The organism is Mycobacterium ahvazicum (assembly GCF_900176255.2).
GTDB lineage: Bacteria > Actinomycetota > Actinomycetes > Mycobacteriales > Mycobacteriaceae > Mycobacterium > Mycobacterium ahvazicum.
This window is the reverse complement of sequence record NZ_FXEG02000002.1, coordinates 276,760-302,151: the sequence shown is the minus strand read 5'-3', so window position 1 is coordinate 302,151 and position 25,392 is coordinate 276,760. Positions and strand designations below refer to the sequence as shown.

27 protein-coding genes are annotated in these 25,392 nt (G+C 66.9%); 9 read left to right on the top strand and 18 right to left on the bottom strand.

What is annotated here, in order from left to right:
- The first annotated feature begins 2 nt into the window (after positions 1-2).
- Complete coding sequence (locus tag MAAFP003_RS03665) at positions 3-2,192, top strand: acyltransferase family protein (protein ID WP_096284529.1); 2,190 nt, start codon at positions 3-5, stop codon at positions 2,190-2,192.
- A 275-nt stretch (positions 2,193-2,467) separates the two neighbouring features.
- Here the strand turns inward: MAAFP003_RS03665 and MAAFP003_RS03660 are convergent, their stop codons facing one another.
- Together MAAFP003_RS03660 and MAAFP003_RS03655 are read right to left on the bottom strand one after the other, a co-directional pair.
- Positions 2,468-3,163 (bottom strand): Rv0518 family GDSL lipase, encoded by a 696-nt coding sequence (locus MAAFP003_RS03660; RefSeq protein ID WP_096284527.1) that lies wholly within the window; start codon positions 3,161-3,163, stop codon positions 2,468-2,470.
- A gap of 225 nt (positions 3,164-3,388) precedes the next feature.
- Positions 3,389-4,636, bottom strand: a complete 1,248-nt coding sequence (locus tag MAAFP003_RS03655) for an acyltransferase family protein (RefSeq protein WP_207768453.1) — start codon at positions 4,634-4,636, stop codon at positions 3,389-3,391.
- 306 nt (positions 4,637-4,942) lie between these two features.
- Here MAAFP003_RS03655 and MAAFP003_RS03650 point away from each other — a divergent pair, with 306 nt between their 5' ends.
- Positions 4,943-5,377 (top strand): STAS domain-containing protein, encoded by a 435-nt coding sequence (locus MAAFP003_RS03650; RefSeq protein WP_096290855.1) that lies wholly within the window; start codon positions 4,943-4,945, stop codon positions 5,375-5,377.
- Here the strand turns inward: MAAFP003_RS03650 and MAAFP003_RS03645 are convergent.
- The 7 genes from MAAFP003_RS03645 to MAAFP003_RS03615 form a co-directional block, all read right to left on the bottom strand.
- Positions 5,361-5,621, bottom strand: a complete 261-nt coding sequence (locus MAAFP003_RS03645; protein ID WP_096284524.1) for a hypothetical protein — start codon at positions 5,619-5,621, stop codon at positions 5,361-5,363. The two genes, MAAFP003_RS03650 and MAAFP003_RS03645, sit on opposite strands and share 17 nt — an antisense overlap.
- A complete protein-coding gene (locus tag MAAFP003_RS03640; protein WP_243393757.1) occupies positions 5,618-6,160 on the bottom strand; it encodes a DUF3093 domain-containing protein in 543 nt (180 codons plus the stop codon). The genes MAAFP003_RS03645 and MAAFP003_RS03640 overlap by 4 nt, the downstream gene beginning before the upstream one ends.
- A 40-nt stretch (positions 6,161-6,200) precedes the next feature.
- Positions 6,201-7,181: a porphobilinogen synthase gene (gene hemB, locus MAAFP003_RS03635; RefSeq protein WP_096284522.1), complete on the bottom strand. Its 981-nt coding sequence runs from the start codon at positions 7,179-7,181 to the stop codon at positions 6,201-6,203.
- Complete coding sequence (locus MAAFP003_RS03630; RefSeq protein WP_096284520.1) at positions 7,181-8,851, bottom strand: bifunctional uroporphyrinogen-III C-methyltransferase/uroporphyrinogen-III synthase; 1,671 nt, start codon at positions 8,849-8,851, stop codon at positions 7,181-7,183. Before MAAFP003_RS03630 ends, hemB begins: the two co-directional genes overlap by 1 nt.
- A 33-nt stretch (positions 8,852-8,884) precedes the next feature.
- Positions 8,885-9,832, bottom strand: a complete 948-nt coding sequence (gene hemC / locus MAAFP003_RS03625; protein ID WP_096290853.1) for a hydroxymethylbilane synthase — start codon at positions 9,830-9,832, stop codon at positions 8,885-8,887.
- Between the two features lie 14 nt (positions 9,833-9,846).
- Entirely contained in the window at positions 9,847-11,214 is a 1,368-nt protein-coding gene (locus MAAFP003_RS03620; RefSeq protein ID WP_096284518.1) for a glutamyl-tRNA reductase, read from the bottom strand.
- A gap of 111 nt (positions 11,215-11,325) precedes the next feature.
- On the bottom strand, positions 11,326-11,586 hold the full coding sequence (locus tag MAAFP003_RS03615; protein ID WP_096284516.1) for a glutaredoxin family protein: 261 nt from the start codon (positions 11,584-11,586) through the stop codon (positions 11,326-11,328).
- A 78-nt stretch (positions 11,587-11,664) separates the two neighbouring features.
- Between MAAFP003_RS03615 and MAAFP003_RS03610 the strand changes: the two genes are divergently transcribed.
- The 7 genes from MAAFP003_RS03610 to MAAFP003_RS03580 all read left to right on the top strand — a co-directional run bounded on the left by MAAFP003_RS03610 (position 11,665) and on the right by MAAFP003_RS03580 (position 17,647).
- The gene (locus MAAFP003_RS03610; protein ID WP_096284515.1) at positions 11,665-11,976 is read left to right on the top strand and encodes a WXG100 family type VII secretion target; all 312 of its coding nucleotides are present in this window, start codon (positions 11,665-11,667) and stop codon (positions 11,974-11,976) included.
- On the top strand, positions 11,969-12,259 hold the full coding sequence (locus MAAFP003_RS03605) for a WXG100 family type VII secretion target (protein ID WP_096284513.1): 291 nt from the start codon (positions 11,969-11,971) through the stop codon (positions 12,257-12,259). Before MAAFP003_RS03610 ends, MAAFP003_RS03605 begins: the two co-directional genes overlap by 8 nt.
- Before the next feature lie 55 nt (positions 12,260-12,314).
- On the top strand, positions 12,315-14,636 hold the full coding sequence (locus tag MAAFP003_RS03600; RefSeq protein ID WP_243393756.1) for an ADP-ribosyltransferase: 2,322 nt from the start codon (positions 12,315-12,317) through the stop codon (positions 14,634-14,636).
- Positions 14,637-14,683: 47 nt separating this feature from the next.
- The gene (locus MAAFP003_RS03595; RefSeq protein ID WP_096290852.1) at positions 14,684-14,896 is read left to right on the top strand and encodes a hypothetical protein; all 213 of its coding nucleotides are present in this window, start codon (positions 14,684-14,686) and stop codon (positions 14,894-14,896) included.
- A 317-nt stretch (positions 14,897-15,213) separates the two neighbouring features.
- The gene (locus MAAFP003_RS03590; protein WP_096290851.1) at positions 15,214-16,131 is read left to right on the top strand and encodes an HAD family hydrolase; all 918 of its coding nucleotides are present in this window, start codon (positions 15,214-15,216) and stop codon (positions 16,129-16,131) included.
- A 45-nt stretch (positions 16,132-16,176) separates the two neighbouring features.
- A complete protein-coding gene (locus MAAFP003_RS03585; RefSeq protein ID WP_096284509.1) occupies positions 16,177-16,710 on the top strand; it encodes an FAS1-like dehydratase domain-containing protein in 534 nt (177 codons plus the stop codon).
- A gap of 10 nt (positions 16,711-16,720) precedes the next feature.
- Positions 16,721-17,647, top strand: a complete 927-nt coding sequence (locus tag MAAFP003_RS03580; RefSeq protein WP_096284507.1) for a cyclopropane mycolic acid synthase family methyltransferase — start codon at positions 16,721-16,723, stop codon at positions 17,645-17,647.
- A 64-nt stretch (positions 17,648-17,711) separates the two neighbouring features.
- Here the strand turns inward: MAAFP003_RS03580 and MAAFP003_RS03575 are convergent, their stop codons facing one another.
- The 9 genes from MAAFP003_RS03575 to MAAFP003_RS03535 all read right to left on the bottom strand — a co-directional run bounded on the left by MAAFP003_RS03575 (position 17,712) and on the right by MAAFP003_RS03535 (position 25,377).
- Entirely contained in the window at positions 17,712-18,791 is a 1,080-nt protein-coding gene (locus MAAFP003_RS03575) for a lysophospholipid acyltransferase family protein (protein ID WP_096284506.1), read from the bottom strand.
- Complete coding sequence (locus MAAFP003_RS03570; protein WP_096284504.1) at positions 18,773-19,900, bottom strand: SDR family oxidoreductase; 1,128 nt, start codon at positions 19,898-19,900, stop codon at positions 18,773-18,775. The genes MAAFP003_RS03575 and MAAFP003_RS03570 overlap by 19 nt, the downstream gene beginning before the upstream one ends.
- Positions 19,901-19,983: 83 nt before the next feature.
- On the bottom strand, positions 19,984-20,085 hold the full coding sequence (locus MAAFP003_RS03565; RefSeq protein WP_003402602.1) for a 30S ribosomal protein bS22: 102 nt from the start codon (positions 20,083-20,085) through the stop codon (positions 19,984-19,986).
- Between the two features lie 182 nt (positions 20,086-20,267).
- Positions 20,268-20,522 carry a cell division/environmental response transcriptional regulator gene (locus MAAFP003_RS03560; RefSeq protein WP_036466538.1) on the bottom strand — a complete coding sequence of 85 codons (255 nt, stop codon included), beginning with the start codon at positions 20,520-20,522 and terminating at the stop codon, positions 20,268-20,270.
- Between the two features lie 140 nt (positions 20,523-20,662).
- Positions 20,663-21,541 carry a pyrroline-5-carboxylate reductase gene (proC, locus tag MAAFP003_RS03555; protein ID WP_096284502.1) on the bottom strand — a complete coding sequence of 293 codons (879 nt, stop codon included), beginning with the start codon at positions 21,539-21,541 and terminating at the stop codon, positions 20,663-20,665.
- A 35-nt stretch (positions 21,542-21,576) separates the two neighbouring features.
- Entirely contained in the window at positions 21,577-22,401 is an 825-nt protein-coding gene (locus tag MAAFP003_RS03550) for a thioesterase family protein (RefSeq protein ID WP_096284500.1), read from the bottom strand.
- 25 nt (positions 22,402-22,426) lie between these two features.
- The gene (locus MAAFP003_RS03545) at positions 22,427-23,269 is read right to left on the bottom strand and encodes a sugar phosphate isomerase/epimerase family protein (RefSeq protein WP_096284498.1); all 843 of its coding nucleotides are present in this window, start codon (positions 23,267-23,269) and stop codon (positions 22,427-22,429) included.
- A 15-nt stretch (positions 23,270-23,284) separates the two neighbouring features.
- A complete protein-coding gene (locus MAAFP003_RS03540) occupies positions 23,285-24,364 on the bottom strand; it encodes a hypothetical protein (RefSeq protein ID WP_096284496.1) in 1,080 nt (359 codons plus the stop codon).
- On the bottom strand, positions 24,361-25,377 hold the full coding sequence (locus tag MAAFP003_RS03535; RefSeq protein WP_207768452.1) for a Ppx/GppA family phosphatase: 1,017 nt from the start codon (positions 25,375-25,377) through the stop codon (positions 24,361-24,363). The genes MAAFP003_RS03540 and MAAFP003_RS03535 overlap by 4 nt, the downstream gene beginning before the upstream one ends.
- Positions 25,378-25,392: the final 15 nt, after the last annotated feature.

Below are 25,392 nucleotides of genomic sequence, written 5' to 3'. Positions count from 1 at the left end.
GCATGGCAGTCCGGCAGGAAACCGCGTCGAGCCCGCCCTCACCAGCGGGCGATAGCCCCACCCGACAAATTCCCCGACGCGGGTTTCGCCCCGACATCGAGGGCCTGCGGGCCGTCGCAGTCGTCGCGGTGGTGCTCTACCACGCGGGCATTCCCGGTACCGCCGGCGGCTTCATCGGCGTCGACGTCTTCTTCGTCATCTCCGGCTTCCTGATCACCGGCCTGTTGTGGCGCGAAGTCAGCACCGCGAAAACCATTGCGCTGGGCCGGTTTTACGGAGCACGGGCCCGACGGCTGTTGCCTGCCGCGGCCACCGTCGCCGTCGTCCCCGCCATCGCGGCGGCCGCCGTGCTGCCGCCGTTGCAGGCCCGAAGCGTGTTCCTCGACGGCATCGCCAGTGCGCTCTACGTCGGCAATTACCGGTTCGCCCACCTTGGCACCGACTACCTGAACGCCGAGGGGCCCTCGCCGTTCCAGCACTACTGGTCACTCGGCGTCGAGGAGCAGTTCTATCTGGTATGGCCGGTGTTGATCATCGGCACCGCGTGGTTGGCCGGACGCGTGCGGCGCGACGCTGAGGCCAGTCCCAATGCCGATGCCAAAGCCAAGGCGGCGCCGTACGCGGCGGTGCTGGCGTTGGTCGCCGCGGCCTCCCTGGCGGCGGCCGTGGTGTGGACCCGTAGCTCGCCGCCGTGGGCGTTCTTCTCGTTGCCCACCCGGGCCTGGGAGCTGGCCGTCGGCGGCCTGGTCGCGCTGTCGATCGAGCAGTGGCGCCGGCTGCCGCTGCTGCCCGCGGCGATCGCCGGCTGGGGCGGCCTGGCGCTGATTCTGCTGACCTGCACCCAGCTGGGCCCCGCTACTCCTTACCCGGGCACCGCGGCGCTGCTGCCGGTGCTGGGCACCGCGCTGGTGATCGGCGGTGGCTGTGCCACCCGCAGCCTGGGGGTCGGACGGCTGCTGTGCCGGCCGGCGATGCGCGCGATCGGGCGGGTGTCGTACTCCTGGTACCTGTGGCACTGGCCGGTGCTGCTGCTGATGCCGCGGCTGCTGGGCGAAGCCGGCCTGGCGGCCCGATTGGCCGCGACGGCCGTCTCCGCCGGGCTGGCAGTGATCACGTTCCATCTGGTGGAGAATCCCGGTCGGTTCGCCGCCGCGCTGCGCCGGTCGGCCAAGACGAGCCTGGCCGTAGCCGGGATCGCCAGTGCCGCCACCGCATCCGCCTGCGTGCTGCTGCTGACGGTGATACCGGTTCCGGTCGGCCACGGCCCGGCCGCGGCGAAGGCCACCATCATGGCGCTGCCCACCGCCGCCCCCAACGCCGGTGCGCAGCAGACGGCCGTCCAGCAGGCTCTGGCGCAGGTGCGCGACGCCGTCGGGCAGGCCGCCGGCCTGCGTGCCGTCCCGTCGAATCTGGATCCGCCGCTGGCCCAGGCGCCGGCCGACAAGGCCGCCGTGTTCGTCAACGGCTGCGTGCGCTCCTGGCGCGACATCGGGCAAAGCGAGTGTGCGGCAGGCGACGTCGGCTCGCCGACGACGGTCGCGCTGATCGGCGACTCGCACGCGGCGATGTGGAACCCGGCCTTTGCCCAAGTCGCCGAGCAGCGGCACTGGCGACTGGAGACGATGGCCAAAGTGACCTGCCCGATCCAGGACCTGCCCATCGACAGCCCGTATCTGGGCCGCGAGTACACCGAGTGCGAACAATGGCGCGCGCAGGTGCTGGCCCGGGTGGCTGCCGAGCATCCGCGGCTGGTCGTGCTGGACATGAGCCGGCGCTACGGCGGCGATTTCGGCTTCGTGTCGTACGACCCGGCGTGGATCGAGACGCTGGGTCGCACCGTCGCACAACTGCGCCGCACCGGCGCGACCGTGCTGGTGCTCGGCCCCGCCCCGGATCCGCAGTCCCCGGTGCCCACCTGCTTATCGGGACACCTGGACGACGCCACCGCCTGCGCTCCAAGCCGTTCGGTCGCGGTCAACGACGGCGGTATCTCCGCCGAGCGGGCCGCGGCCACCGGCAACGGCGGCCACTACGCCGACCTCACCGACCTGTTCTGCACGTCCGAACGGTGCCCCATGATCGTCGGTAACACCCTGGTGTTTCGCGACGACAACCACGTCACAACCGAATATGCGCAGTTGTTGGCGCCAGTGATGGGCGCACTCGCAGACGGAGCCATAACGGACGGATGACGTTGCGATGACTTTCTTTGCGAATGAACCCCGCCGCGAAACCGAACGTGTTAGGAATGTAAGGGTTTTGGAGGTTTGAAATGTCCCCGCTGTTGTTGGTCTGCATCGCGGCTGCTACGCCAGTCGCCGGAATCGGCTTGATGCAGCTACAAGCACGCCTGGAGCAGTGGGACTACGAACGGCACGCAGAGGACTAAGCGCTCAGGGTCGGCGCGTAAAGCCTTGCGCGGCTGGCGTTTTGAGGGGGCCAGCCCGCCGAAACTTCCATTGCCTCGCTACCTGAATAACTGCGTGCGAATCAGCGGCGCAATCTTGTCAGCCATGTATCGGTGCCCGGCGTCATTGGGGTGCACGCCATCTGGGCCGATCAGGTCGGGCCTGTCGACGAACCAGTGGGCGCCGATCGGGTCGACGAACGCCGCACCCGCAGCCCGGGCCTCCGAGTTGAGCACATCACGAATCTGCAACACCGATTCGGGCACATCGGCGGTCGGCCACGGCGGTCCGATCACCAGGAATCTCGCCGTCGGTGCCAGGATGCGCGCAATCTGGAACGTATCGCGCGCGCGCCCGGCCAGCATGCCCGGATCGGTGCCCTGGTCGTTGCGGGAGCCGAAGAACACCACCAGCACGTCATCGGCCTTGACCGACCTGACAGTGAGATCCTCGAAGATGCTGCCGTGGTCACCGAGTACGGCATAACCGGCCCTGCCCTCGGCCGCCACCTCGGCGTCGATCTGCAGGCCGCGCTTGGTCAGTGTTTGCCAGGCAAGGGCGGTCCACGCGTTCGGGCCCAGGCCGCCCTCGTCGGTGCCGGTCGTGTAGGAGTCGCCGACCACCGCGATGTGGGTCAGCCGGCCATCCAGAGTCAATGCCTGGTAAGGCAGCGCGTATGCCGGGTGTGCCACGACTTCACAGCCCACGCCGACCAGCAGAGCAAGGTTGACGACGAACGCGGCCAGACGACTCACTCTTACTCCCCCCTTTTGCACCCCTGTGCACTGCATGGCCCGGTAATGCACCCGACCAACGGAAATCGTACGAATAACCGACGCGAACCGGCCGTCAACGCGCTGTTTCACAGGTGCGATACAGGACCGGATGGATCGGCATGCCCCAAGCTACCAGTGCGGCGTGGCTACCACTGCGAACTCCTGGTCCGAGAGGGCATGGGGCACAGCATGATTCGCGGGCACTCAGGAAGCCGTGCGCTCGGCGATCGGCTCCAGTCCACCGTCGATCGGGCGAACCCTGGCCGCGGCCGGCTCGCCGGCCTCGGTTGGCTGGGCCGCGGAACGGACGTCGACCATCCTGCGCATCCAGCGCCGGGCGGGCTCCTCCACGACGTGATAGAGCAGGCTGGACAGCGCCAGAGCGATCGCGAACAGGCCCAGCACGTTCCATTTCCAGGGGGAATCGGACTCCCACGGCGTCAGCTCGAATTGTTCGACCGCCCATCCCCAGGACGTGTGCACCAGCTCATGCACCATGTACAGGCAGAACGAGATCTGCCCGCCGTAGACCATCACCCGGGTGGATAGCACCCTGGGCAGGCTGCCCAGGCCGACCGCCAGCGTGATGACCAGGGGGACGAACAGCACGTCGACCACGCCGCCGCTGTCGTTTTCCACGACCCCGCTGATCGGATGGGCGTTAAACCAGTACAGCACGCCCACCACCGCGGCCAGCAGCAACAACGAGAGGTATCCGGCGATGTGGCGACCGCGGTCGCTCAGCCGCAACCGGCGCACGGCCGCGCAGGCCAGCGCCCCCGCGGCGAACTGCGTCACGATCCGCGGCAGCCAGCTCCACGGCGTATAAAAGTGCCCGCTGGCCAACAGCATCACCACCGGCGGCAGCGAGGCCGCGACGGCCAGCCACATCAGGGTCCGCGCCCGGGTGGCCAGCTTCATCCGGAACACGACCAGGGCCAGCACGCCGAAAAGCAGGTAAGCCAGCCATTCCGCACTGATCGACCAGGCCGGCCCGTCCCAGCTGGTTCCATCGAAGAACGGCTCGAACCACAGCTGCACGAGCAGGACCTGGCGGATGTAACTGATCGCGGTGAGGTCGTTCGCCTCGGGCAGCGGCACATGGCCGACGTGCATCGAAAGGATCACCAGCAACGCGGCCAGGTGCATGGTGACCAAATACACCGGCCAGACCCGGGCCAGCCGCAGCCACAGGAAGTGCAGGGTCTCGCGCGTCGACCAGGAACGACCCATCCGGTCGAGGTAGTTCCAGGTCAGCACGAACCCGCTGAGAATGAAGAACAGGTCGACGCCCTGGGCGCCGCTATTGAGCACGGGCGCCAGGTTCTCGCGGAAATCGGGCGAGATGTCGCTCAGCATCGGCCGGAAATGAAACAGCACCACCCACACGGCGGCGATGATGCGGAGTCCCGTCAGGGCCTTGATCTCACCCTTGATCTCTGCGCTGCGCACGACGCTCTTTCGCTCTGGCCCTTGCGGTTTTCGTTGCCTTCTCACCCGGCTGACCGGGCATTTCGCCCTATCCCAAGCCCCCCGACTCGCAACCGGTAGCCAGAGCAGCCTAACAGCGCGGCGGCCCGGATCGCGTGACGGCGACGGTGTGCCCGCCGACATGCCGCCGCAGACATCTACTCGGTCAGCTTTTTAGCAAACAGTTAGACGTAACTGTCGGTCTCCTTAAGTTTGGCGGGCACCGTTGTAGCTAGCTTGGTCGGCATTGCGGACGGCCTTCGCACCACCACCGAAATAGGGGCGTTCATGACGATCGCGATGACCACAGCTCGACAAGGAAGCCTCGACTGCGGCGGAGCCGAGGTTCGGGCTCACTGCCGCCACCTCGCGACGGTGGTGACCATCCGGGGAGAGGTCGACGCCGTCAATGTCGACCGGGTCAGCGGCTGCGTTCGCCGTTTCGTCGTCGGCGACAATCCTCTGGTACTCGACATCAGCGCCGTGACCGACTTCGCCGGTGCCGGCTTCTCGTTGCTGTACACATTCGACGAGGATTGCCGCCGCGCCGGGGTGGAGTGGACGCTGGTCGCCGGCCCCGACGTGATCGAGCAGCTGGTCGCCGGCAACGGCGATTCGGTGTTTCCGATCGCCGGCTCGGTGCCCCAGGCATTCGGCGACCTGGCCGACGCGGTCGTCTGCCGCCGCCGGCTGGCGATGCCGCTGTTCAGGAAGACGGCGTAGCGGCGCGTCGAGCGCGCCACAGCCTGGCGGCCCCAAGGACGGCCAGCACTCCGGCGATCAACGCCAGCAGCAAGGCCAGCAGCAGCAGCTGGGGGTTGTATACCAACGCCGTCGTGGACGGCTGACCATCGGTGATCGGCGCCACGTTCACGATGTGTCGCGCGTGCACCCAGCTCACTCCGACACCGACCAGCGCCACGCCGGCGACGACGAGTTCGACCACGGCCCGGTAGCGGGCGATCACAGCTGAGGCTCATCGTCGTCGATGTCCCAGACGTCCGATCGGGCCGGCTCCACGCGCTCCTGCACCAACGGGGTCAACGCTTCCCGAAGACGACGATGGCGTTTGGCCCAAGCCTGCGCGGTGCGCCCCCCGGTGAGCTTGAGGCCGATTCCGGTCCGGCCGCGCGGCACCCCGAACAGTTCGCCGAGCGCCCGAGCCGACTGCCAGCGCGCCAACTCCCTGTCGGAATTCGCCGGATTCTCCGGTTCGGGGTAAACCTTGATGATTTCGCGCACCAGGATCGTCTCGGTGCCCTGACGCAGGGCGTCCTGGGTCAGTTCGACCGACACGTGGATGCGCGCCGCCTTGATCTGCAGCGAGATGAACGCCGACACCATCACCAGGAAGATCGCCGGGACCCACAGCGATATCGCTGCGCCACTCCACATTTCGATCAGGATCATCGACACCGCCGCGGCCGGGCCGCTCAACACCCAAAGCCAGCTGGCGCCGGGTTCGTAGAACAACGGGCCGGGATCGACATCCCTCGCTGTCGTCATGGAAGCCTCATCCCCTGATCGTCTACCGGCGATGTGGCCGCTAGGAAAGCCAACCCGCCGCCTCCGCGGCCCAATAGGTCAGCACGATGTCGGCACCGGCCCGGCGAATGCTGATTAGCGACTCCAGGGCCGCGGCGCGCTTGTCGATCCAATTATTTTCTGCCGCAGCACAAATCATCGCGTACTCCCCCGACACCTGATAGGCGGCCACCGGCACTGGCGAGACTTCCGCCGCGGCGGCCACCACGTCGAGGTAACCCATCGCGGGCTTGACCATGATGATGTCGGCGCCCTCGTCGATGTCCAACTCGATCTCCCGCACCGCTTCTCGGACGTTGCCCGGTTCCTGCTGGTAGGTGCGACGATCGCCGGACAGGCTCGAGCTCACCGCTTCCCGGAACGGGCCGTAGAACGCCGAAGCGAACTTCGCGGCGTAGGCCAGGATCACCACATCGGTGTAGCCCGCCGTGTCCAGGCCGTCGCGAATGGCGCCCACCTGCCCGTCCATCATGCCGCTCGGACCAACCACCTGAGCGCCCGATTCCGCTTGCGCCACAGCCAATTTCACGTATCGCCTCAGCGTGGCGTCGTTGTCCACCCGGCCCCGGGAGTCAAGGACGCCACAGTGACCATGGTCGGTGAATTCGTCGAGGCAGGTGTCGGCCATCAACACCGTGGCGTCACCGAGATCCTTGGCCAGGTCCCGAAGCGCGACGTTGAGAATGCCGTCGGGGTCGGTACCGGCCGAGCCGGTCACGTCCTTGTCCTCGTCGAGCGGCACACCGAACAGCATCAGCCCGCCCACTCCGGCTGCCACCGCATCGGCGGCTGCGCGGCGCAGCGATTCGCGGGTGTGCTGCACGATGTCAGGCATCGACGGGATCGGGCGCGGTTCGTCGATCCCGTCGGCGACGAACATCGGCAGCACCAAATGCCTTGGCTCCAAGGATGTTTGCGCCACCAAGCGACGCAACGCGGGGGTGGAACGGAGCCGACGCGGGCGCTGCCGCGGGTACGCCACTAGCGCCTGCGGCTCTTCTTACGCGGCGGTGGCAGCGCGCCCTCGGCGCGCAACCGCGCGGCGTGTTCGGCCAGCGCGTCGACCAGTGGGCCGATGGCAGCGGTGTCGGGCTGCACATCCACCCGCAGGCCGAACTCGGCGGCGGTCTCGGCCGTCTTGGGGCCGATGCAGGCGATGATGGTGCGCGCGTGCGGTTTACCGGCGATGCCGACCAGGTTGCGCACTGTCGAGCTGGACGTGAAGCACACCGCGTCGAAGCCACCCGTCTTGATCATTTCGCGGGTAGACGCCGGCGGAGGCGCCGCACGCACCGTCCGGTACGCGGTGACATCCTCGATCTCCCAACCACGTTCGCGCAGACCTTCGGCCAGCGTCTCGGTGGCGATGTCGGCACGCGGCAGCAAAACCCGGTTCACCGGATCGAAAATGCTGTCGTAGGGCGGGAAGTCGTCCAGCAGACCCAGCGAGGACTGCTCCCCGGCCGGCACCAGCTCGGGGCTGATCCCGAAGGCCCGGACCCGGTCAGCCGTCGACTCGCCCACGCAGGCGATCTTCACGCCGGAGAATGCGCGGGCGTCCAGCCCGAACTCGCCGAACTTCTCCCACACCGCGCGCACGGCGTTGGTGGAGGTGAACACCACCCACTGGAACCGGCCGTCGACCAATCCCTTGACAGCACGCTCCATCTGGGCGGGGCTGCGCGGCGGCTCGACCGCGATGGTCGGGACCTCGACCGGCAGCGCGCCGTAGGAGGTGAGTCGCTCGCTCATCTCGCCGGCCTGGTCCTTGGTGCGCGGCACCAACACGGTCCAGCCGTACAGGGCGCGACTCTCCCACCAGTTCAGCTTCGACCGGCTGTTGACCGTCTTGCCGATGGTCACCACCAGCGGTCCGGTCAACGGGCCCGCCGGGTCGCCGGCGCCGGCCACGACGGCCGCGTCGGTCAGCCCGTGCAACGTGGTCTCGATCGAACGCTGCTGACAGGTCGTGCCCTGGGCGGTCACCACGCAGGGGGTCGTCTCGGCCAGCTCATGCTCGATCAGCGTGCGCGCCGCGTCGGCCAGATGCGTCGGCGTGGCCTGCAGGATCAGCGGGCCGGGAGCCGCCGCCAACGCCTCCCAATCCACCTGCGGGTCGCGCACGTCGGCCACGGTGTGCGAGGAGCCCAGCGGCAGACCCGCATACGTCGGCACCGCGCTGGTCGCGGCCAGGCCCGGCACGATCTCGATGTGCAGGTGAGTTCGCGCGACGGCGTTCACCTCGCTGATCACCGCGTCGAGCGTCAGCGGGTCGCCGGACACCAGCCGCACCACGTCGACGCCCGTGCGGGCCTCGGCGGTCAGCGTCTTGGCCACCTCGGCGGGCTCGCCGAGCGCCGGGCGGATGTCGGCACCACCGGACAGCACCGTCGGCGCCGCCGGTGGCGGATCCGCGTCGGCTGACCCATCGCTCGTCGCGGGTGGTGGTTCGGCGGGTGCCGGGCCCGAAACGGGCGGCAGGTCTTTGCCGATCAGCGCCAGCACCGGTTCGGGTACGTCGGGATCGGTGAACACCAGAGCCGCATTGGCCAGCACTGTGGCCGCCCGTGTGGTCAACAATCCCGGATCACCCGGGCCGGAACCCACGAACGTGATGCGGCCCGGTCTCGGCTTGCGCCCTCGCGTCGTCATTGTCGCTCCCAAGTCATCCCTTTTTGAGGTCATTCAGTTCTCATGCGCGGGGTCTTGCCGCGCTCCCCCAATCAGCTCTCCCGCGCCCAACTCCAACAGCTCCGCTGCCACCGAGAGCCCTAGCTCTCGGGCCCGCTCGGGAGCGCCGATGCCGGACGCGCGGATCACATCGGATCCGTCGAGCGCCGCCACGCAACCGCGCAGCGACAGCTCGTCGAAGACCCGGCCGTCCTCATCAATGGACTCGACCACCTCGGCGATCGCTCCCACCGGTGCGGAGCAACCCGCCTCCAGTTCGGCCAACAGGGCTCGCTCCGCGGTGACCGCTGCGCGTGTGTCGGAGTCGTCCAACTCCGCCAGCACTGCCGCCAGCCCGCTGTCCTCGGCGCGGCATTCGACGGCGAGCGCACCCTGAGCCGGCGCTGGCAACATTTGCACCGGCTCAAGCGTCTCGGTGACATCAGCGAGCCGGCCCAGGCGGGCCAGTCCGGCCCGGGCCACCACGATGGCGTCTAGATCACCACTACTTACCCTGTTCAACCTGGTATCTAGGTTGCCTCGTAGGGGGCGGATTTCCAAACCGAGACCCAATGCCCTAAGCTGCGCGGCCCGTCGCGGGGATGACGTGCCCACCAGCGAACCCGCCGGCAACTCCCCGAGCACCAGTCCGTCGCGCGCAACCAGCGCGTCGCGCGGGTCATTCCGTGCCGGGATGGCCGCGATGTTGAACCTCGGGTCGTCGGCGGTCGGCAAATCCTTGTGAGAGTGCACGGCAGCGTCGACCCGGCCATCTACGATCGCCTCGCGCAACGCGGTGGTGAACACCCCCACACCCAGACTTTCGATGGGCGCCGACGACTGGTCACCGGCCGTGCTGATGATCACCAACTCCGCGGGGTGGCCGTTGGCGATCAGAGTGTCTCGAACGACGGAGGCCTGGGTGGTGGCGAGCAGACTGCCCCGCGTGCCTAACCGGATCACGTGCGCCAATCGGGTTACTCGGCGGATTGCTGCGTGCCGGCGTCGAATCCCATTGGGAGTACCGGCAATTCACCCGCAGCCACGGCATCGACGGCGGTCTGGTCGAGTTCGAAAAGTTCGCGTAGTGCCTCGGCGTAGCTGTCGCCGCCGGGGGCGCTGGCGAGTTGCTTGATTCGCACGGTCGGAGCGTGCAGCAGCTTGTCCACCACGCGCCGGACAGTGCGAGCGACCTCTTCGCGCTGGGCGCTCTCGAGGCCAGGCAGCCGGTTCTCCAGCCGCAACAGCTCGGCTTCCACGACGTCGGCGGCGCGCTGGCGCAACGCGGTCACGGTCGGGGTCACCTCGGCCATCCGCTGTCCGGCCAGGTAGGCCGCAACCTCGGCGGCCACGATGTGGCGTGCGGCGTCGACGTCGCCGGCGGCGGCGTGCGCCGAGGGCTCGTGCTGAATGCGCTCCACGTCGACGACCCAGACGCCGGGCAACCCGGCCACCGCGGGATCGACGTCGCGCGGCATGCCCAGGTCGCAGATCAGCAGCGGGTGGCCGGTGTCGTCGCGCTGCGCGGCGGCCAGCGCGTTGTGCACGTCGGCCAGCGACACCACCGGACTCACCGCGCCGGTACAGCTGACCACCACGTCGGCGTCGGCCAGTGCATCGGCGAGCCGGTCGAGCGTCATCGCCTGGGCGCGCACGCCCGATTCGCGAATCTTGCGGACCAGCCGTTGTCCCCGGGACTGCGACCGGTTGAGGACCAGGATGTGATCGACACCGGCCCGGATCAGGTGGGCCGCCGACAGCGCGCCCATCGCGCCGGCGCCGACGACGACGGCGGTCTTGCCCGCCAGCCCGTCCACCTTGCGTTCGGCCATGCCGAGCGCGACCGACACCACCGAGGCGCCCGCGGCGTCGATCGCCGTTTCGGAATGCACCCGCTTGCCGACCGACAGCGCGCGTTGAGCCAGCTCGTGCAGGATCCGCCCGACTGTGCGATTCGACTCGGCGGCGGCGTAGGCGCGGCGCACCTGCCCGAGCACCTGCTGTTCGCCGATCACCGCGGAGTCCAGACCGCTGGCGACGGCGAACAGGTGCTCGACGGCGGCCTCGCTGTAGCGCACGTACGCGTGTTTGGTGAGGTCGCCCATCGACATTCCGGAGTATTCCGACAGCACCTGCCCGATCACGGCCAAACCGCCGTGGAACGCGTCAACCACCGCGTAGACCTCGACCCGGTTGCATGTCGACAGCACCAAGGCCTCGGTGACCAGCGGCGACTGCAAAACCCGGTCGACGATCTTGTTGCGATCCGATTCGTCGATGCTGAGTTGTTCCAGAACGGAGACCGGCGCACTACGGTGCGAAACCCCGAAGAGCAAGATGCTCACGGCAGCATCACCTGGCCAGCTCCCTCGCTACTCCAGTAACTGAACTGCCATCTACGGTAAACGTTTATTCGGTGGGCTACCAAATAATGAGTCGTCGCCCACCCCGCTCCATTATCGGGTGAGGTCCGCGCGCAGCCGCGGCTCGTCGATCTCCCAGTAACTGTGCTCGCGGCCGTCCAGCAAAATCACGGGCAGCCGATCGCCGAACTCGGCCCGCAGCCCGGGGTTGCCGGCCGCCGCGGCGGCGTCGACGTCGGTGGTGGCCAGGTCGAAATTCAGCTCCCCGGCTAACTCCGCCAGCCGTGCGTGGGCCCGCTCGCAGATGGTGCATCCGGCGCGAGTCAGCAGCTCCACCTTGGGGCGCTTGGTCATGGCACCAGTGTGGCATCGGCACATTTGGACACCCAAAAGTGAATTGTGGGCGGCCACGGCACGGATTAAATTTCGGCTATGGCCGCAAACGAGGATCTGCGTGTCGACCCCCACATGATGCAGGGGTTCGCGCAGGGACTACTCGGTGCGGCCGAGTCGCTGCGGAGTCAGCTGGCCGAGCTGGACGGTCAAGTCGGCGACATGTTGGGCGGCTGGCTGGGCGGATCGGGAAGCGCCTACTCGGCCGCGTGGGAGCTGTGGCATCGCGGTGCTCGCGAGGTCGAGATGGGACTGTCGATCTTGGCCAAGGCGGTAGACCGGGCCGGCCAGGAATATCTGAACAACGAGGCTGTATCCGCGCAGCTGGTCCGGCAGGTGCACCGTGGCTGAGGCATTCCGGGTGGAACCGCAGGCATTGGCGGATGCCGTGCAACGGATGGCCGAATTTCAACGCTATGCCGAGAGCATGTTGACCGAAATCGACTCTCTTGTAAGCAATCTGCACACGACGTGGACGGGCGAGGGAGCGGCTGCCCATGCCGAAGCCCATCAACACTGGGCTCGCGGCGAGGCAATAATGCGCGAGGCGCTGGCTCGGCTGCGAACGGCCGGTGCGACCGCGCACAGCAACTACACCGGCGCCATGACGACGAATTTGGCGATGTGGTCGTGAGCTAATGGCGCCGCTAGCGGTTGATACCGCGGCCCTTGACGGGGCAGGCGCCGAGGTGGTGACCGCCGCCGAGGGGTTGGCGTCGGTGATCTCGACTCTGACGGCGGCACTGTCAGGTTGTGCCGGTATGGCCGGCGACGATCCTGCCGGTGCTGCACTCGGCCGCGACTACGACCGTTCGGCAGCCAAGCTCATCGAGGCCATGGTGTCGACCCGAAACGGGCTGTGCAGCTTGGGTAATGGCGTACGGATGTCGGCGCACAATTACTCACTGGCCGAAGCGATGTCTAACGTTGGCGGTAACGGTGGAACGGTTCCGCCACCCCCGTCCTCAGGTTTCATTTCGGCGGGCCATTTGCCGTCGTCGCTCGGAAACAGCGATAGCGCCCCGCCGGGTTGGGGCTGGGTCGCGCCGTACCTCGGAATGATCTGGCCCAGTGGCGATTCGGCGAAATTGCGGGCCGCCGCCACGGCGTGGACGGCAGCCGGCACGCAGTTCGCGCTCGGGGAAATTCTCGGGACCGGGACGGCGATGGGAGTTATTCGCGCCCAACAACTTCCGGAGGCCTCACTCGTCGAGAACGCCTTCACCGACGCATACAGCCGTTCCACCCGACTCGTGCAGCAGTGCCAACGGATCGCGAGTCAGCTCAGCAGCTATGCCGCCAAGATCGACAAGGTTCATGCGGCGATCCTGGACTTGCTGTCGCGGATCTGCGATCCGCTGACCGGGTTCAAAGAGGTCTGGGACATCCTGACCGACGAGGACGAAGACGAGATCAGAAAGATCGCCAACGACATCCGCACGGTGATCGACAATTTCAATTCCGAGGTCAAGGCGCTGGAAGCCGAGATCGCCTCCGCCCTCGCCGAAGCCGAGGCGATTGTTACCACGATGGGCAATTACGCCGCCAAGCAGTGGGATCAGTTTCTGCACGGTACCGATGTCGGGCGAATCATCGGTCGGAATGGGCACGGCGGCGAGGAGTTTCTGAGCGAAGCCGCCGAATTCGTCGAAGGCGCGTTGAGCATGAGCCAGCTGCGGCTCCTGTTCGACCCGGTGGGTTTCTACCACGATTCGAACGACATGGTCCGGGGTGCGTTGCCGCTGGCCGGCTTGGGCCCGGAAGGTTCGCCGTCGGTCCAAGATTCGTGGAAAGCATTGGGCAAGGACGTCTCCCATTGGGATCAGTGGCAGACCGATCCCGTCGGGGCGGCCGGCCGGACGTTGTTTGACGGACTGACGTTGGCCCTGCCGGGCGGACCGCTTTCCAGGCTGGGCACCAGGGGCCGCGCAGCGCTGGATGCCATCAAGGGCTTGAAGAAGCCGCCCCTGCCGGAGCCTCTCGATCGCGCGGGAATCAAGCCGCCCGAGACGCCTAAGCCGCCCGTCGAGCGCCCCAAACCACCGCCGACCGGCCCGAAACCGCCGGAACCAGGCAGTCCAGCACCTACGCCCAAGCCGGGCCCGGCCCCCGCCGGCACCGCACCGCCGCATAGCCCAACCGAGCCCAAGCCTCCAGCCGGTAAGACGCCCAAACCGACTGCGCCGCCACCGACGTCCGGTGGCAAGCCACCCGCGTCTGCACCTGCGGAGGCGCCCCAGCCGCATGAGCATGTCCCGACGACTCCGAGCGAAAATCCGGGCGAGCTGGCTCAGAAAGGCGCAAACCCGTCTGCGCCGCATCCGCCGTCGGTGCCGACAGGTAGCGGCCCAGGCGAGGCGCCAGTCCCGCACGGCGGGGCGCCTCACATGGGTGAACCGGGCCCACACGGACCACACCAACCCAATGGGGCGACGCCGCATCTTCCTGACGGCGGATCCCCACACCATCCCGGTGAGGGCACGCCATACCCACCGGCTGATGGCTCACCACTCGAACCCGGCGACGGCAGCGGCCACCCACATTCAACGATCCCGTTGACACCGGCTGATATAGCGGCGTTGACCGATTACACTGGGCCTGGCTATCAAGAATTAAATGACGTCCTGAGGAACGGCGCATTGGATGCATCTCATCAAGCGCGAGTCGACGCGATAAATCGAGCATTAGAAAAGCTTCCAGCCTACCAAGGCCCGGTCATTCGAGGCACAAGCTTACCGACCGAAGTTCTCGACCGATATCAACCTGGCCGAGTCATTACAGAACCTGCTTTTACGAGTACGACAACTCTCCGGGCCGTCGCAGAGGGACCGGCGTTCGGCGGAAATGTCGAGTTTAGAATTTTCTCCCTCACTGGTCGAGATATTTCGTCTTTCTCGATGTATCCCGGCGAGAAAGAGGTGTTATTCCCGCCGGGATCAAAGTTCTATGTCGAAAACAGGACAGTCGACCCGAGAACGGGTCGGACCATTATCGAGATGATTGAGCGCTAGGCATAGCGTATGGTACAGGCGCAGGCGAGTGATATGGAGATTGCATGATGAGCGAGAAAATCGCGGGTAAGATCTTTTCAACTCCCGAGGAAGCTGGCGTCACACCACCGACGCCCGAAGAATTAGCACGGGCACGGAAAGCATTTGACGAGTTTCAGCGAGAGGTGGACGCTATCGCTCCGGAAGATCGAATCAAGGAAATCTCACCAAAGTTTTGGGATGACATTTCCGGGACTGAGTACGATCCAAAGAATCGCTGATTCACGCACATCTCGATGACTGCGAATCTCCGTGGCCTGTCCGCCAATGACGATTTGCTACGCATCCTTTCGGATTTCTTCGGCACTGCGAAAAGCGTGACGCCGTGTGCACTAGAAATGCATACGTCGAGAGACCTGTCGATCCCAAGCCGAGCGGTGCTATCGAAGAGTTAAGTGTCACAACACATTTCGCGCCGCAGTCTCCACAACACCAACCCATGTCGGAGGCGTGAAACCGGCCATCAAGCCTGCCGGATAGGGTTGATAGCGGCCGCGGACCGGCCACCCGATGGCCCGGCGATCCAGGAGGTGTGGCGATGACTTCCTCAGAGTCGGATGAGTCGGACAACGCCGACCCCGCCGTTCGAGTTGACCTGGAGTCGGTAGCGGCCAATGCCAGCGCCGCCCGCGCGCTCGAGGGCCTGCAAGAGGCGACCGCCGCCCAAGGTGGCCCGCAACCGCCGATCGACCTGACCGCCGCGGCGTTCTTCGACGTCGACAACACATTGGTCCAGGGCTCTTCCGCGGTGCATTTCGGACGCGGTCTGGCCGCGCGCAACTACTTCACTTATCGCGACGTGATCGGATTCATCTACGCGCAGACCAAGTTTCAGCTACTCGGCAAGGAGAACAGCAACGACGTCGCCGCCGGCCGACGCAAAGCGCTCACGTTCATCGAGGGCCGCTCGGTCGAAGAGCTGGTCACCCTCGGCGAGGACATCTACGACGAGATCATCGCCGACAAGATCTGGGCCGGCACTCGGGAGCTCACCCAGATGCATCTGGACGCGGGCCAGCAGGTGTGGCTGATCACGGCAACGCCGTACGAGCTTGCCGCAACCATTGCGCGTCGGCTCGGCCTGACCGGCGCGCTGGGCACCGTGGCGGAATCGGTGGACGGCGTCTTCACCGGTCGGCTCGTCGGCGACATCCTGCACGGCCCGGGCAAGGCGCACGCCGTTCGGTCCCTGGCGATCCGCGAGGGCCTCAATCTCAAACGCTGTACGGCCTACTCCGACAGCTACAACGACGTGCCGATGCTGTCGCTGGTGGGCACCGCGGTCGCCATCAACCCCGACGCCCGGCTGCGCAGCCTGGCCCGGGAGCGCGGATGGGAGATCCGCGACTTCCGGACCGCTCGCAAGGCCGCGCGGATCGGGGTTCCGTCGGCGCTGGCCCTCGGCGCCGCAGGCGGTGCGCTGGCCGCGTTGGCGTCCCGGCGCCAATCCCGCTGATAGGCTGCGCCGCTGAGCAACGATTAGTGGGGAGCCCGCAACGCCATGACAACATCAGAGGGGGCCACGACCCTTCCCGAGGGGACCCAGGGCCTGATCGGCAGCCATTACCGCGCACCGGACTACTTCGAGGTCGGCCGCGAAAAGATCCGCGAGTTCGCGGCCTCGGTGCAAGACGACCACGCGACGCACTTCAGCGAGATTGACGCCGGGGAAGCCGGGTATCCGGCCGTGGTGGCTCCGCTGACATTCCTGGCAATCGCCGGACGCCGGGTGCAGCTGGACATTTTCACGAAGTTCAGCATCCCGATCAACATCGCCCGGGTGCTGCATCGCGACCAGAAGTTCACCTTTCACCGCCCGATCCTGGCCCACGACAAGTTGTACTTCGATACCTATCTAGACTCGGTCATCGAGTCGCACGGCACTGTGATCGCCGAGATCCGCAGTGAGGTGACCGACGCCGACGGCAAACCGATCGTCACCAGCGTCGTAACCATGCTCGGGGAAGCCTCACACCCAGACGCGCGCGCTGAAGAAACCGTCGCCGCGATTGCATCAATATCTGCACGAAAGTAGGGTCGATTTGATGACGTCCCAGGGGGAAGCCGGTGGCACCCAGCTCAAGCCACCAGTCGAAAAAGTCCGGTCCCATTACGACAAGTCGAACGAGTTCTTCAAGCTCTGGCTCGACCCGTCAATGACCTACAGCTGCGGTTACTTTGACGAAAATCCAGACCCGCAGAACCTCACCAAGACGCTCGAAGAGGCGCAGTACGCCAAGCGCAAGCTCGCGCTGGACAAGCTGAACCTCGAGCCCGGCATGACGCTGCTGGACATCGGCAGCGGCTGGGGCTCGACAATGCGGCACGCGGTGGCCGAGTACGACGTCAACGTCATCGGCCTGACGCTCAGCGAGAACCAGCACGCCCACTGTGTGGCGGAGTTCGACAAGATGGACAGCCCCCGCCGCAAGGAGGTGCGGATCCAGGGCTGGGAGGAATTCCCCGACGAGCCGATCGACCGCATCGTGTCGCTGGGGGCTTTCGAGCACTTCGCCGACGGCGCCGGTGACGCCGGGTACGAGCGGTACGCCACCTTCTTCAAGAAGTACTACGACCTGCTGCCCGACGACGGCCGCATGCTGCTGCACTCGATCGTCGTCCCCAGCCGCGAAGAGGGCAACGCGATGGGCCTGAAGGTCAACATGACCCTGCTGCGGTTCATCAGCTTCATCCTGAAGGAGATCTACCCGGGCGGGAAGCTGCCGCAGGTGGACCTGGTCGACAAGTACTCGACTGACGCCGGCTTCAAGATCGAGCGCCACCACTTCATCGGCAAGAACTACGTCCCGACGCTGACCGCGTGGGCCGATGCCCTCGAGGCGCACAAGGAAGAGGCGATTGCCCTGAAGGGGCAGGAGACCTACGACATCTACCTGAAGTACTTGCGCGGCTGCTCGGACCTGTTCCGCGACGGCTATACCAACGTCTGCCAGTTCACGCTGGTCAAGTAACCCGTACGCAAGACGCCCCGGTGCCAATCGGCCCGGGGCGTTTTCGTCAGTGCTGGCCGATGCGTTAGCCGAGAAAGACGTTGCGACGCCCGGCCAGCAGGCGGTACAGCGTCTGCTGGATGGTCTCGCGCACCTGATCAGTCAGCTCGAAGGTGACCATCGGGTCCTCGGCGTCGGACGCGGCGTAGTCGTCGGTGTAGATCGGCTCACCGAACGCGATACGCCACTTCGACGGCAGCGGCACCAGCCCGGCCGGTCCGGCCAGCGGGAACAGCGGGGTGAGCGGGAAGTAGGGCAGGCCGAACAGGCGCGCCAGCAGCTTCACGTCGGTGAGCATCGGGTAGATCTCTTCGGATCCGATGATCGAGCACGGGATGATCGGCGCCTTGGTGCGCAGCGCCGCCGTCACGAAGCCACCGCGACCGAACCTCTGCAGCCGGTAGCGGTCCTCGAAGCGCTTGCCCAGGCCCTTGTAGCCCTCCGGGAACACCGCGGTGAGCTCGCCCGCGGCCAGCAGCCGGTGTGCGTCCGTCGTGCAGGCCATGGTGTGACCCGCCTTGCGGGCGGCTTCGCCGACCAGAGGTAGGTCGAACACCATGTCGGCGGCCAGCAGCCGCATGTCCCGCTGCGCCGGATGTTCGTCGTGTACCGCCACCGACAACATCAGTCCGTCGAACGGCAATACCCCGGCGTGATTGGCCACCAACAGCGCGGCGCCTTCAGTCGGCAGGTTCTCGATCCCGCTGACCTCGACGCGGAACCAGTTCTTGAAAAAGAATCTCAGCAAAGGCCGAACGATCGCGTTGTTGAAGTGCGGATCGAAGCCGAATTCGTCGACTGCGTAGTCGCCCGTCAGACGCTGCCGGAAAAATCCGGCGACCGAGGCGACCTGTTGAGCAAACTCGTTGAGCGGAGCCTCAGTTGACGAAGTCCCACCCGCGACGCGCCGGTGCTCGTCGATTTCGCGGACCACCGAGGCGATCTGTTCGGCAGATGCATGACCGTGCGGATCGGACAGCAAGGAAGGATGCTGACGCGATGCTTCGGCTCTGCGGCGAGCTGCGACGCGACCCCGATTACTGTGCAGGGGAATGACATTCGCTCTGGTTTCACCCGCCACGATATCTACCTGACCCCACCCCATGGAATTGGATTTCGGCTTCCCCAGCGCTGCGCTAAGGCTATGGCGCGACCCTCCAAGGAGCGTACCCGATGTGGGTCGATTATGGGAGTCAGGCCGCGACCGCGAACATAGTCGTCAAACGCCTCCGCGGTCGACCATTTCGGCTGATAGCCGAGCTCGGTGCGCATCCTCGAGGTGTCCATGACCCGGCCATAACTCAGGTAATTGAATTGTTCCCGATTGATCTCGGTATAGCGATTGGCTCGCCGCAGCGAATCCAGCGCCCACACACCGAAACCCGGCACCGGCAACGGAATACGGCCCGCACGCCGGATCGCCTGCGACAGCATGATGATGCCGTCGGCGCCGACGTTGAAGGTGCCGGCCTTGCCGGCCATCGCCGCACGCTCGAGCGCACCCAACGCGTCTTGCTCGTGCAGCAACTGCAATCGCGCGTCCCGGCCGAACATCGTCGGGACCACCGGACCGGCCAGATACCGGGACAGGGTGGTGTCCATCGCCGGGCCAATCATGTTGGCCAGCCGCAGAATCGTCACCGCGATATCGGGGCGACGCCGCCCCAGCCCGCGCACGTATCCCTCGATGTCGAGGGAGTCCTTGGCGAATCCACTGCGCAGCGGGCGACGGCTACTGCTGTCCTCGGTGAACATCACCGGGTCGTGCGGGCTTGACCCGTATACCTCGGAGGTCGACTTCAGCACGACGCGCCGGACCGAGGGCGCTTTCTGGCAGGCCGCGAAAAGCTGCATCGCGCCCATCACGTTCAGTTCCTTCAGTGCCGCCGTGCCGCCGGAGCGGGGCGCGTATGACGCCGCGGCGGCATGCACCACCGTGTCGACGTCGCCGTTGCGAATCACCTTGGCTATGAAGGGATTACGAATGTCGGCGCGGACGAACTCGGCCCGCCCCATCCGGCGCAGCATGTCCTTGCTCGGCGCAATCGCGTCCACCGCGATAACCCCTTGGATCAATGGGTTCTGCGCCAGCCGGGCAATCAAGTAGCCGCCGAGAAACCGGCACGCACCGGTCACCAGCACCACCTTGGGGTAGTGCATCGTGTTATCCGCGTTGTCGCCGGTTCCGGCTCCGCCTCCGCTCGACGAATCCACCCGAACAGCCTAGCGGCCGAGATGCGCCGCGGCGCTATGGCCGCGCGGTGGTCGGTGAGTTCGCGAGTGCGGCGAAGCGGGGCTTACTTGCCCAGTTTTCTGCGCTGCACTCGCGTGCGGCGCAGCAGCTTGCGGTGCTTTTTCTTCGACATACGCTTGCGCCGCTTCTTGATTACTGAACCCATGAACTCCGCTATCTGACCTGTGACCGCTTCTTAAGGACTGCTGAAGTAATTGAAAACTTCGGGGTCACTTTACCCGGCGGGCCGCACCGAACACCAAACCGCCGGTCGCGCGGCCGGTTGAACGGCCACGCGCCACGCGTCGGTCCCGATCGGTCCGCCGGCGTCTCGCGGCGAGCGCGGGCTCAGCCGGCGTCGAAGTAGGACGTCTCCAGCATGTCGTGCACCGCCTTGGCGTGCACGCGGAAGGACCGGCCAACTCGTACCGCCGGCAGCTCTCCGTTGTGCACCAAGCGGTAAACCGTCATCTTGGAGACCCGCATCAGGGCCGCCACCTCGGCGACGGTGAGAAATTGTGTCCTTGCCTGGCTATCGGCCGAAGCTGTGTCCCGCGGCTTACCTGCGGAATCTCGCGCCGATGGCCCATTGGTAGACGTCATCGCAACCCAATCGTGTCAGGCCCGCGCAACGCCAGCGGCTTCCCCTCCGCTGGCACCCACACGGGCATACAGAAAGGAGAATAGCGGGACTAGTGGGGTTACTGGTACTGGTGGGGGACAATCAATTTGAAATCTTTAAATTATTCCGATGTAATTCTCAGCTGCTCAGAGCGCGTTTTCGCGGCCTGAACGGCCGCGTCGACGGCTGTGCGCAGCCCCCCTCGTTCGAGTTCGCGCAGCGCAGCGGCGGTCGTACCGCCCGGTGAGGTCACCATGGCACGCAGTTGCGCCGCGGTGGCATCCGACTGCTTGCCCATTGCCTCGCTGTCGGCCGGCCCCGGCCCTTGATCCAGCCGTTCCAGCAGCAGCGCCGCCGATCCAGCCATCGTCTGTGCCGTCAGGTCCGTCGCCACGCCCCGGCTCAGACCCGCCGCGACGCCCGCGTCCACCAGCGCCTCGACCATCAGAAAGAAATACGCGGGTCCCGAGCCCGACAGTGCGGTCACCGCATCCATTTGGGATTCGGGCACGGTCAGCACGCCGCCGACCGCGTCGAACAGCGCCGACACCTCCTGGAGCTGCGGCGGGGTGACGAAACGGCCCTTGGCCAGCGCGGTCACCCCCGCGCCCACCACTGCGGCCGCGTTCGGCATCGCCCGGACCACCGGCGTCCCGGCGGGCAACTTGGACTCGAAGGAGGCGAGCGTGATCCCCGCCGCGACGGTGACGAAAACCTGCTCGGCGCTGTCGCCTTCGACCGCGGAAGCCGCTTTGCTCAGCTTTTCCATCACCGACTCGACGTCGGCGGGCTTCACCGCGACGACGATGAACGTCGCGCCGCTCACCGCATCGCCCACTGACGATGTGACCAGCACCGAATACGTGTCGGCCAGGTACTTGGCGCGTTCCGGGACACGTTCGGCCACCACCAGGTCCTTGACCTTTCGCCCGGACCGAAGCAGACCCGACAGCAGGGCCTCGCCCATGCTGCCACCACCGATGATCGCGATTCTCGCCACGGAGAAAGCATCGCAGACGGCCGGGCTTCGCCCGGCTACCGGGGCGCGGGCACCAGCGCCAGTTGCCGGGACTGCGCGACCAGCCGGCCCAGGCTGTCGACGACGATGTGGTCCTCGTCGAACCAGTCGTGCCCGATCTCCAGGCAGGTACAGATCACGCGCAGCCAGCCGTCGGCGGGCAGGGCGCGAAGGAAGGCGGTCAGCTGGATCGTGGGCGCCCAGCCGGTGCGCTCCACGGCGAACGTCACCGGTGCGGACAGATCGCCGCACATCAGCGCGAAGAGGCCGTCAGGAGCGACACCACGCGGCCGCGCCCACATCTGCAGCATCGGGGGCCGCCCGTCGGTGCTGGGCGCCAGCGTCGACAGCAGCGGCCGCACATCGCAGCCCTCGCCCAGGTGCACCAGGCCGGCCAGCGGGTGGCCGGGCCCGATCGGTTCGATGTCGTCGGGCGGTTCCGGCGACATCAGGTCCAGGACCGGATTCGCCGACAAAAGCGGCGCGGTGTCGCCGCCGGGTTCGAAGTGCTCCGGCTCGCCGAGGTTGACCACCGCGTGCACGGCCGTGCGATCCCCCTGGGTGAGTTCGACGTCGACGACGCTGATCCGCCGGCCGCGCTTGCGGATCGACGTGATCAGCCGCATCGGCCCCGGGTCGGGTGCCCACAGGAAGCTCGCCGACACCGCCACCGGTTCGTGCCCCGCCTCGGCACAGGCGTGACGCGCCGCGTTGGCACACAACGCCAGCATCGCGCCGCCGTGCACCTTGGGACCGATGGTCCAGTGCGTGTTGAGCTCTCCCTCGAATACCCCCGGATCGACCTTCCGCAGCGTCATTGCAGTGGTGAATAGCGCGGTCATGGTCTCCTGAGGGGTCACTGCGCGGTCAGCGCATCAGATGCGTGCGGGCGAACTGCAGCGATTCGGCGAGCATGGCTTCGCGCTCGCTGGCCGAGCGGGCGCTGGACGTGGACACCTCGAGGATGGCGTGGCCGGCGAAATGGCCGGCCGCCAGCAGCTGGCACACCTCGGCGGTGGGTTGAGTGCCGCGCCCGGGCACCAGATGCTCGTCGGCGGGCAGGCCGCTGCCGTCGCACAGATGCAAATGCACCAGCCCGGCGCCCATCCGCTCGGTCATTTCCAGCGCGTCGGTGCCGGCGGTCGAGGTATGCGACAGGTCCAGCGTGTAGTGCGCGTGGTCGCCGTCCAGCGGGTCGTAAGACGGCGAGAATGCCGAAATCGCCGGGCCCGGCCCGCCGCCGCGCCGGCGCATCCGTTCCCGCGACTGGTCGGTCCCGAAGAACCGGTCCGCCCGGAACGGGAACATGTTCTCCACCGCGACCATCACGTCGCTGGACGCTTCCAGGGCGGTTACCTGTTCGCTGAATCCTTCGGCGTAGCGCCGCTGCCAGCGGAACGGCGGGTGCACGACGACGGTTTGCGCGCCGAGTTCCTCGGCGGCGCGCACGCTGCGTTCCAGCTTGGGAATCGGATTGGAGCCCCACACCCGCTGTGAGATCAGCAGGCAGGGCGCGTGGACCGAAAGGACCGGCACCTGATAGCGCTGCGACAGCTTCTTGACGGCGGAGATGTCCTGGCTGACCGACTCGCTCCACACCATCAGCTCGACGCCGTCGTAGCCCAGCCGGGCCGCGTACTCGAATGCGGCCTCGGCCCTCAATGGGTAGACCGAGGCCGTGGACAGGCCGACCTTGATTGCTGGGCGCACTGTTGGGGGCGACGCCTAGCCGGACTGCATCGATAGCGCCAGCGGTCCCAGGGTGATCAGCGCCCCGACTGCCACCGCGATCAGCGTGCTCGCGATGTCCTCGGTTTTGCGCACCACCCGCACTCCGGCCACCAGACCGAGGATGACCAGCACCGACAGGACCAGGGCCACCAGGCTATTCCATCGCCACAGCTGGTCGAACGCGATGAAGAGCCCGGCGCCGAATGCGACGGCCAGCATCGACTGCAACACGATCAAGCTGCCGCGCCAGAGCGCCTCGAGTTTGCCGGGCGCCGGCTGGGTGTCCTTGGGTTTGTCCGCGCGCGCGACGTCGACGCCGGCCTTAACGGGCGCCTCTTCCGAGGTCGACGCGTCCGCGTCGGCACCCTCTCGCTGGTCGCTGCGCCGCCGGGCCACTTCGTCGGCGAGGGTCTGTCCGCCGAACAGCGTCGAATCAGACGTCTGCAGGTAGGAGCGCACGTAAGCGGAATCCTCGGTCGCGGGTTCGGCTTCGCGCACGTCGGAATCCATGACGTCCACCGGAATGTCGGCGTAATGGTCGACCGGGTCCGGGCTCATGTCCTCGGCGCCGGAGGGTGCCGCGGGCTCACCGGCGGGCCCGGCCGGGTTCTCGGCGGGCGGCCCGGCCTCGGGTGTATCGGGACGGCGCGTGGGCCGGGGGTAAGCACTGCGCTCGGGCCCTACCCGGGGCGGCTGCGGCGGCGACTTGGGCCAGCGGGGCTCGGGCCGGGCCGCCTCGGGCCGGGCCGCCGGCGTGGGCCGGTCCTCGGTGACCGGTTCGGCGACGCCGGCTTGCGAGGCGGGTTCGGGCGCCGCTTCGAGATCGGCCTCGGGTTCGGCGACCTCGACGGCCCCATTGGCCTCGTGTGTTGTCTCGCCGTGCTCTTCGTCGTCGCGGATGACGGGAATCTCGCCGGTCAGTTCGGCGACGGTGACCGTATCGCTGTCGCCGCGCCGGCGGCGCCGTCGCCGGGTGACCGCCGGGGCGCCGATGGTGCCATTCCTGGCCAGCAGTTCGGCCACCGAGATGGGCCGAGTGCCGGGGCTCTCGGTCTCTGGGTGTGGTCCGGTCATGGTTTGTCGCCTCTCGATCGGCTGGCGTTCCGATCTGCTGCCTGACCTCCAGCATTGCGCACCGAAGTCTCTACGAGGGCTGTTCCGTCGGCTTCGCTGTCGAGCTTGCGCAAGATGAGACCTTCCCGTAACGCCCACGGGCAGATATCCACTGTTTCGATCGACAGCGCTCGCATACTCGCCTCCGCCACCAAAGCGCCCGCCACGATCTGCGGCGCCCGCTCGGCGCTGACTCCTTCCAATTCCGCCCTGTCAGCGGTGGTCATCCTAGATATGAAAGATATGAGTTGCCTGAGGCCGTTGGCCGTCAGCGTCCGCTTGACCCGCGGTCCGGCGGCCGAGGGCGCCGCACCGGTCAGCCGGGCCAACGACCGGAACGTCTTCGACGTTGCCACCGCGAGGTCCGGGGCGCCAGCTTCGAGCACGGCGAGGCTGGCGTCAGCCAGCTCGGCGTCCAGCCAATCGCGCAGCATCGCCACCCGGCGCCGCCCGGGCGGGTCGTCGGGCAGCCACTCGCGGGTCAGCCGCCCGGCACCCAGCGGCATCGACAAGGCGACTTCGGGTTCTTCGTCGACGCCGCTGGACAGCTCCAGCGAGCCGCCGCCGATGTCGAGGTTGATGATCCGCCCGGCACTCCATCCGTACCAGCGGCGCACCGCCAGGAAGGTCAGCCGCGACTCGTCCACCCCGGTCAGCACTTGCAACGCGACACCGGTCTCTTTGCGCACCCGGCTCAGCACGTCGTCGGAATTCTCGGCGTCGCGGACCGCGGAGGTGGCGAAGGCCATCAGCTCCGCGCAGCCTGAGCTGACGGCGATCTTGGCGAACTCGTCGATCGTGGAGATCAGCTTTTCGGCCCCGCGCTTGGTGATCTTTCCCGAGCTGTCGGTGGCTTCGGCCAACCGCAAGGTGGCCTTCGTCGAACTCATCGGGGTGGGGTGCCCACCGCGGTGGGCGTCCACCACCAGCAGATGGACCGTATTGCTACCCACGTCGAGCACGCCTAATCGCACGAAAACAAACTAGCG

Excerpts from the sequence above, each read along its gene's own strand:
- MAAFP003_RS03665 (WP_096284529.1), top strand. The coding sequence starts at position 3 with ATGGCAGTCCGGCAGGAAACCGCGTCGAGCCCGCCCTCACCAGCGGGC.
- MAAFP003_RS03650 (WP_096290855.1), top strand. The coding sequence starts at position 4,943 with ATGACGATCGCGATGACCACAGCTCGACAAGGAAGCCTCGACTGCGGC.
- MAAFP003_RS03640 (WP_243393757.1), bottom strand. The coding sequence starts at position 6,160 with ATGACGACAGCGAGGGATGTCGATCCCGGCCCGTTGTTCTACGAACCC.
- MAAFP003_RS03630 (WP_096284520.1), bottom strand. The coding sequence starts at position 8,851 with ATGACGACGCGAGGGCGCAAGCCGAGACCGGGCCGCATCACGTTCGTG.
- MAAFP003_RS03615 (WP_096284516.1), bottom strand. The coding sequence starts at position 11,586 with ATGACCAAGCGCCCCAAGGTGGAGCTGCTGACTCGCGCCGGATGCACC.
- MAAFP003_RS03610 (WP_096284515.1), top strand. The coding sequence starts at position 11,665 with ATGGCCGCAAACGAGGATCTGCGTGTCGACCCCCACATGATGCAGGGG.
- MAAFP003_RS03595 (WP_096290852.1), top strand. The coding sequence starts at position 14,684 with ATGAGCGAGAAAATCGCGGGTAAGATCTTTTCAACTCCCGAGGAAGCT.
- MAAFP003_RS03590 (WP_096290851.1), top strand. The coding sequence starts at position 15,214 with ATGACTTCCTCAGAGTCGGATGAGTCGGACAACGCCGACCCCGCCGTT.
- MAAFP003_RS03585 (WP_096284509.1), top strand. The coding sequence starts at position 16,177 with ATGACAACATCAGAGGGGGCCACGACCCTTCCCGAGGGGACCCAGGGC.
- MAAFP003_RS03580 (WP_096284507.1), top strand. The coding sequence starts at position 16,721 with ATGACGTCCCAGGGGGAAGCCGGTGGCACCCAGCTCAAGCCACCAGTC.
- MAAFP003_RS03575 (WP_096284506.1), bottom strand. The coding sequence starts at position 18,791 with ATGGGGTGGGGTCAGGTAGATATCGTGGCGGGTGAAACCAGAGCGAAT.
- MAAFP003_RS03565 (WP_003402602.1), bottom strand. The coding sequence starts at position 20,085 with ATGGGTTCAGTAATCAAGAAGCGGCGCAAGCGTATGTCGAAGAAAAAG.
- MAAFP003_RS03560 (WP_036466538.1), bottom strand. The coding sequence starts at position 20,522 with ATGACGTCTACCAATGGGCCATCGGCGCGAGATTCCGCAGGTAAGCCG.
- MAAFP003_RS03550 (WP_096284500.1), bottom strand. The coding sequence starts at position 22,401 with ATGACCGCGCTATTCACCACTGCAATGACGCTGCGGAAGGTCGATCCG.
- MAAFP003_RS03540 (WP_096284496.1), bottom strand. The coding sequence starts at position 24,364 with ATGACCGGACCACACCCAGAGACCGAGAGCCCCGGCACTCGGCCCATC.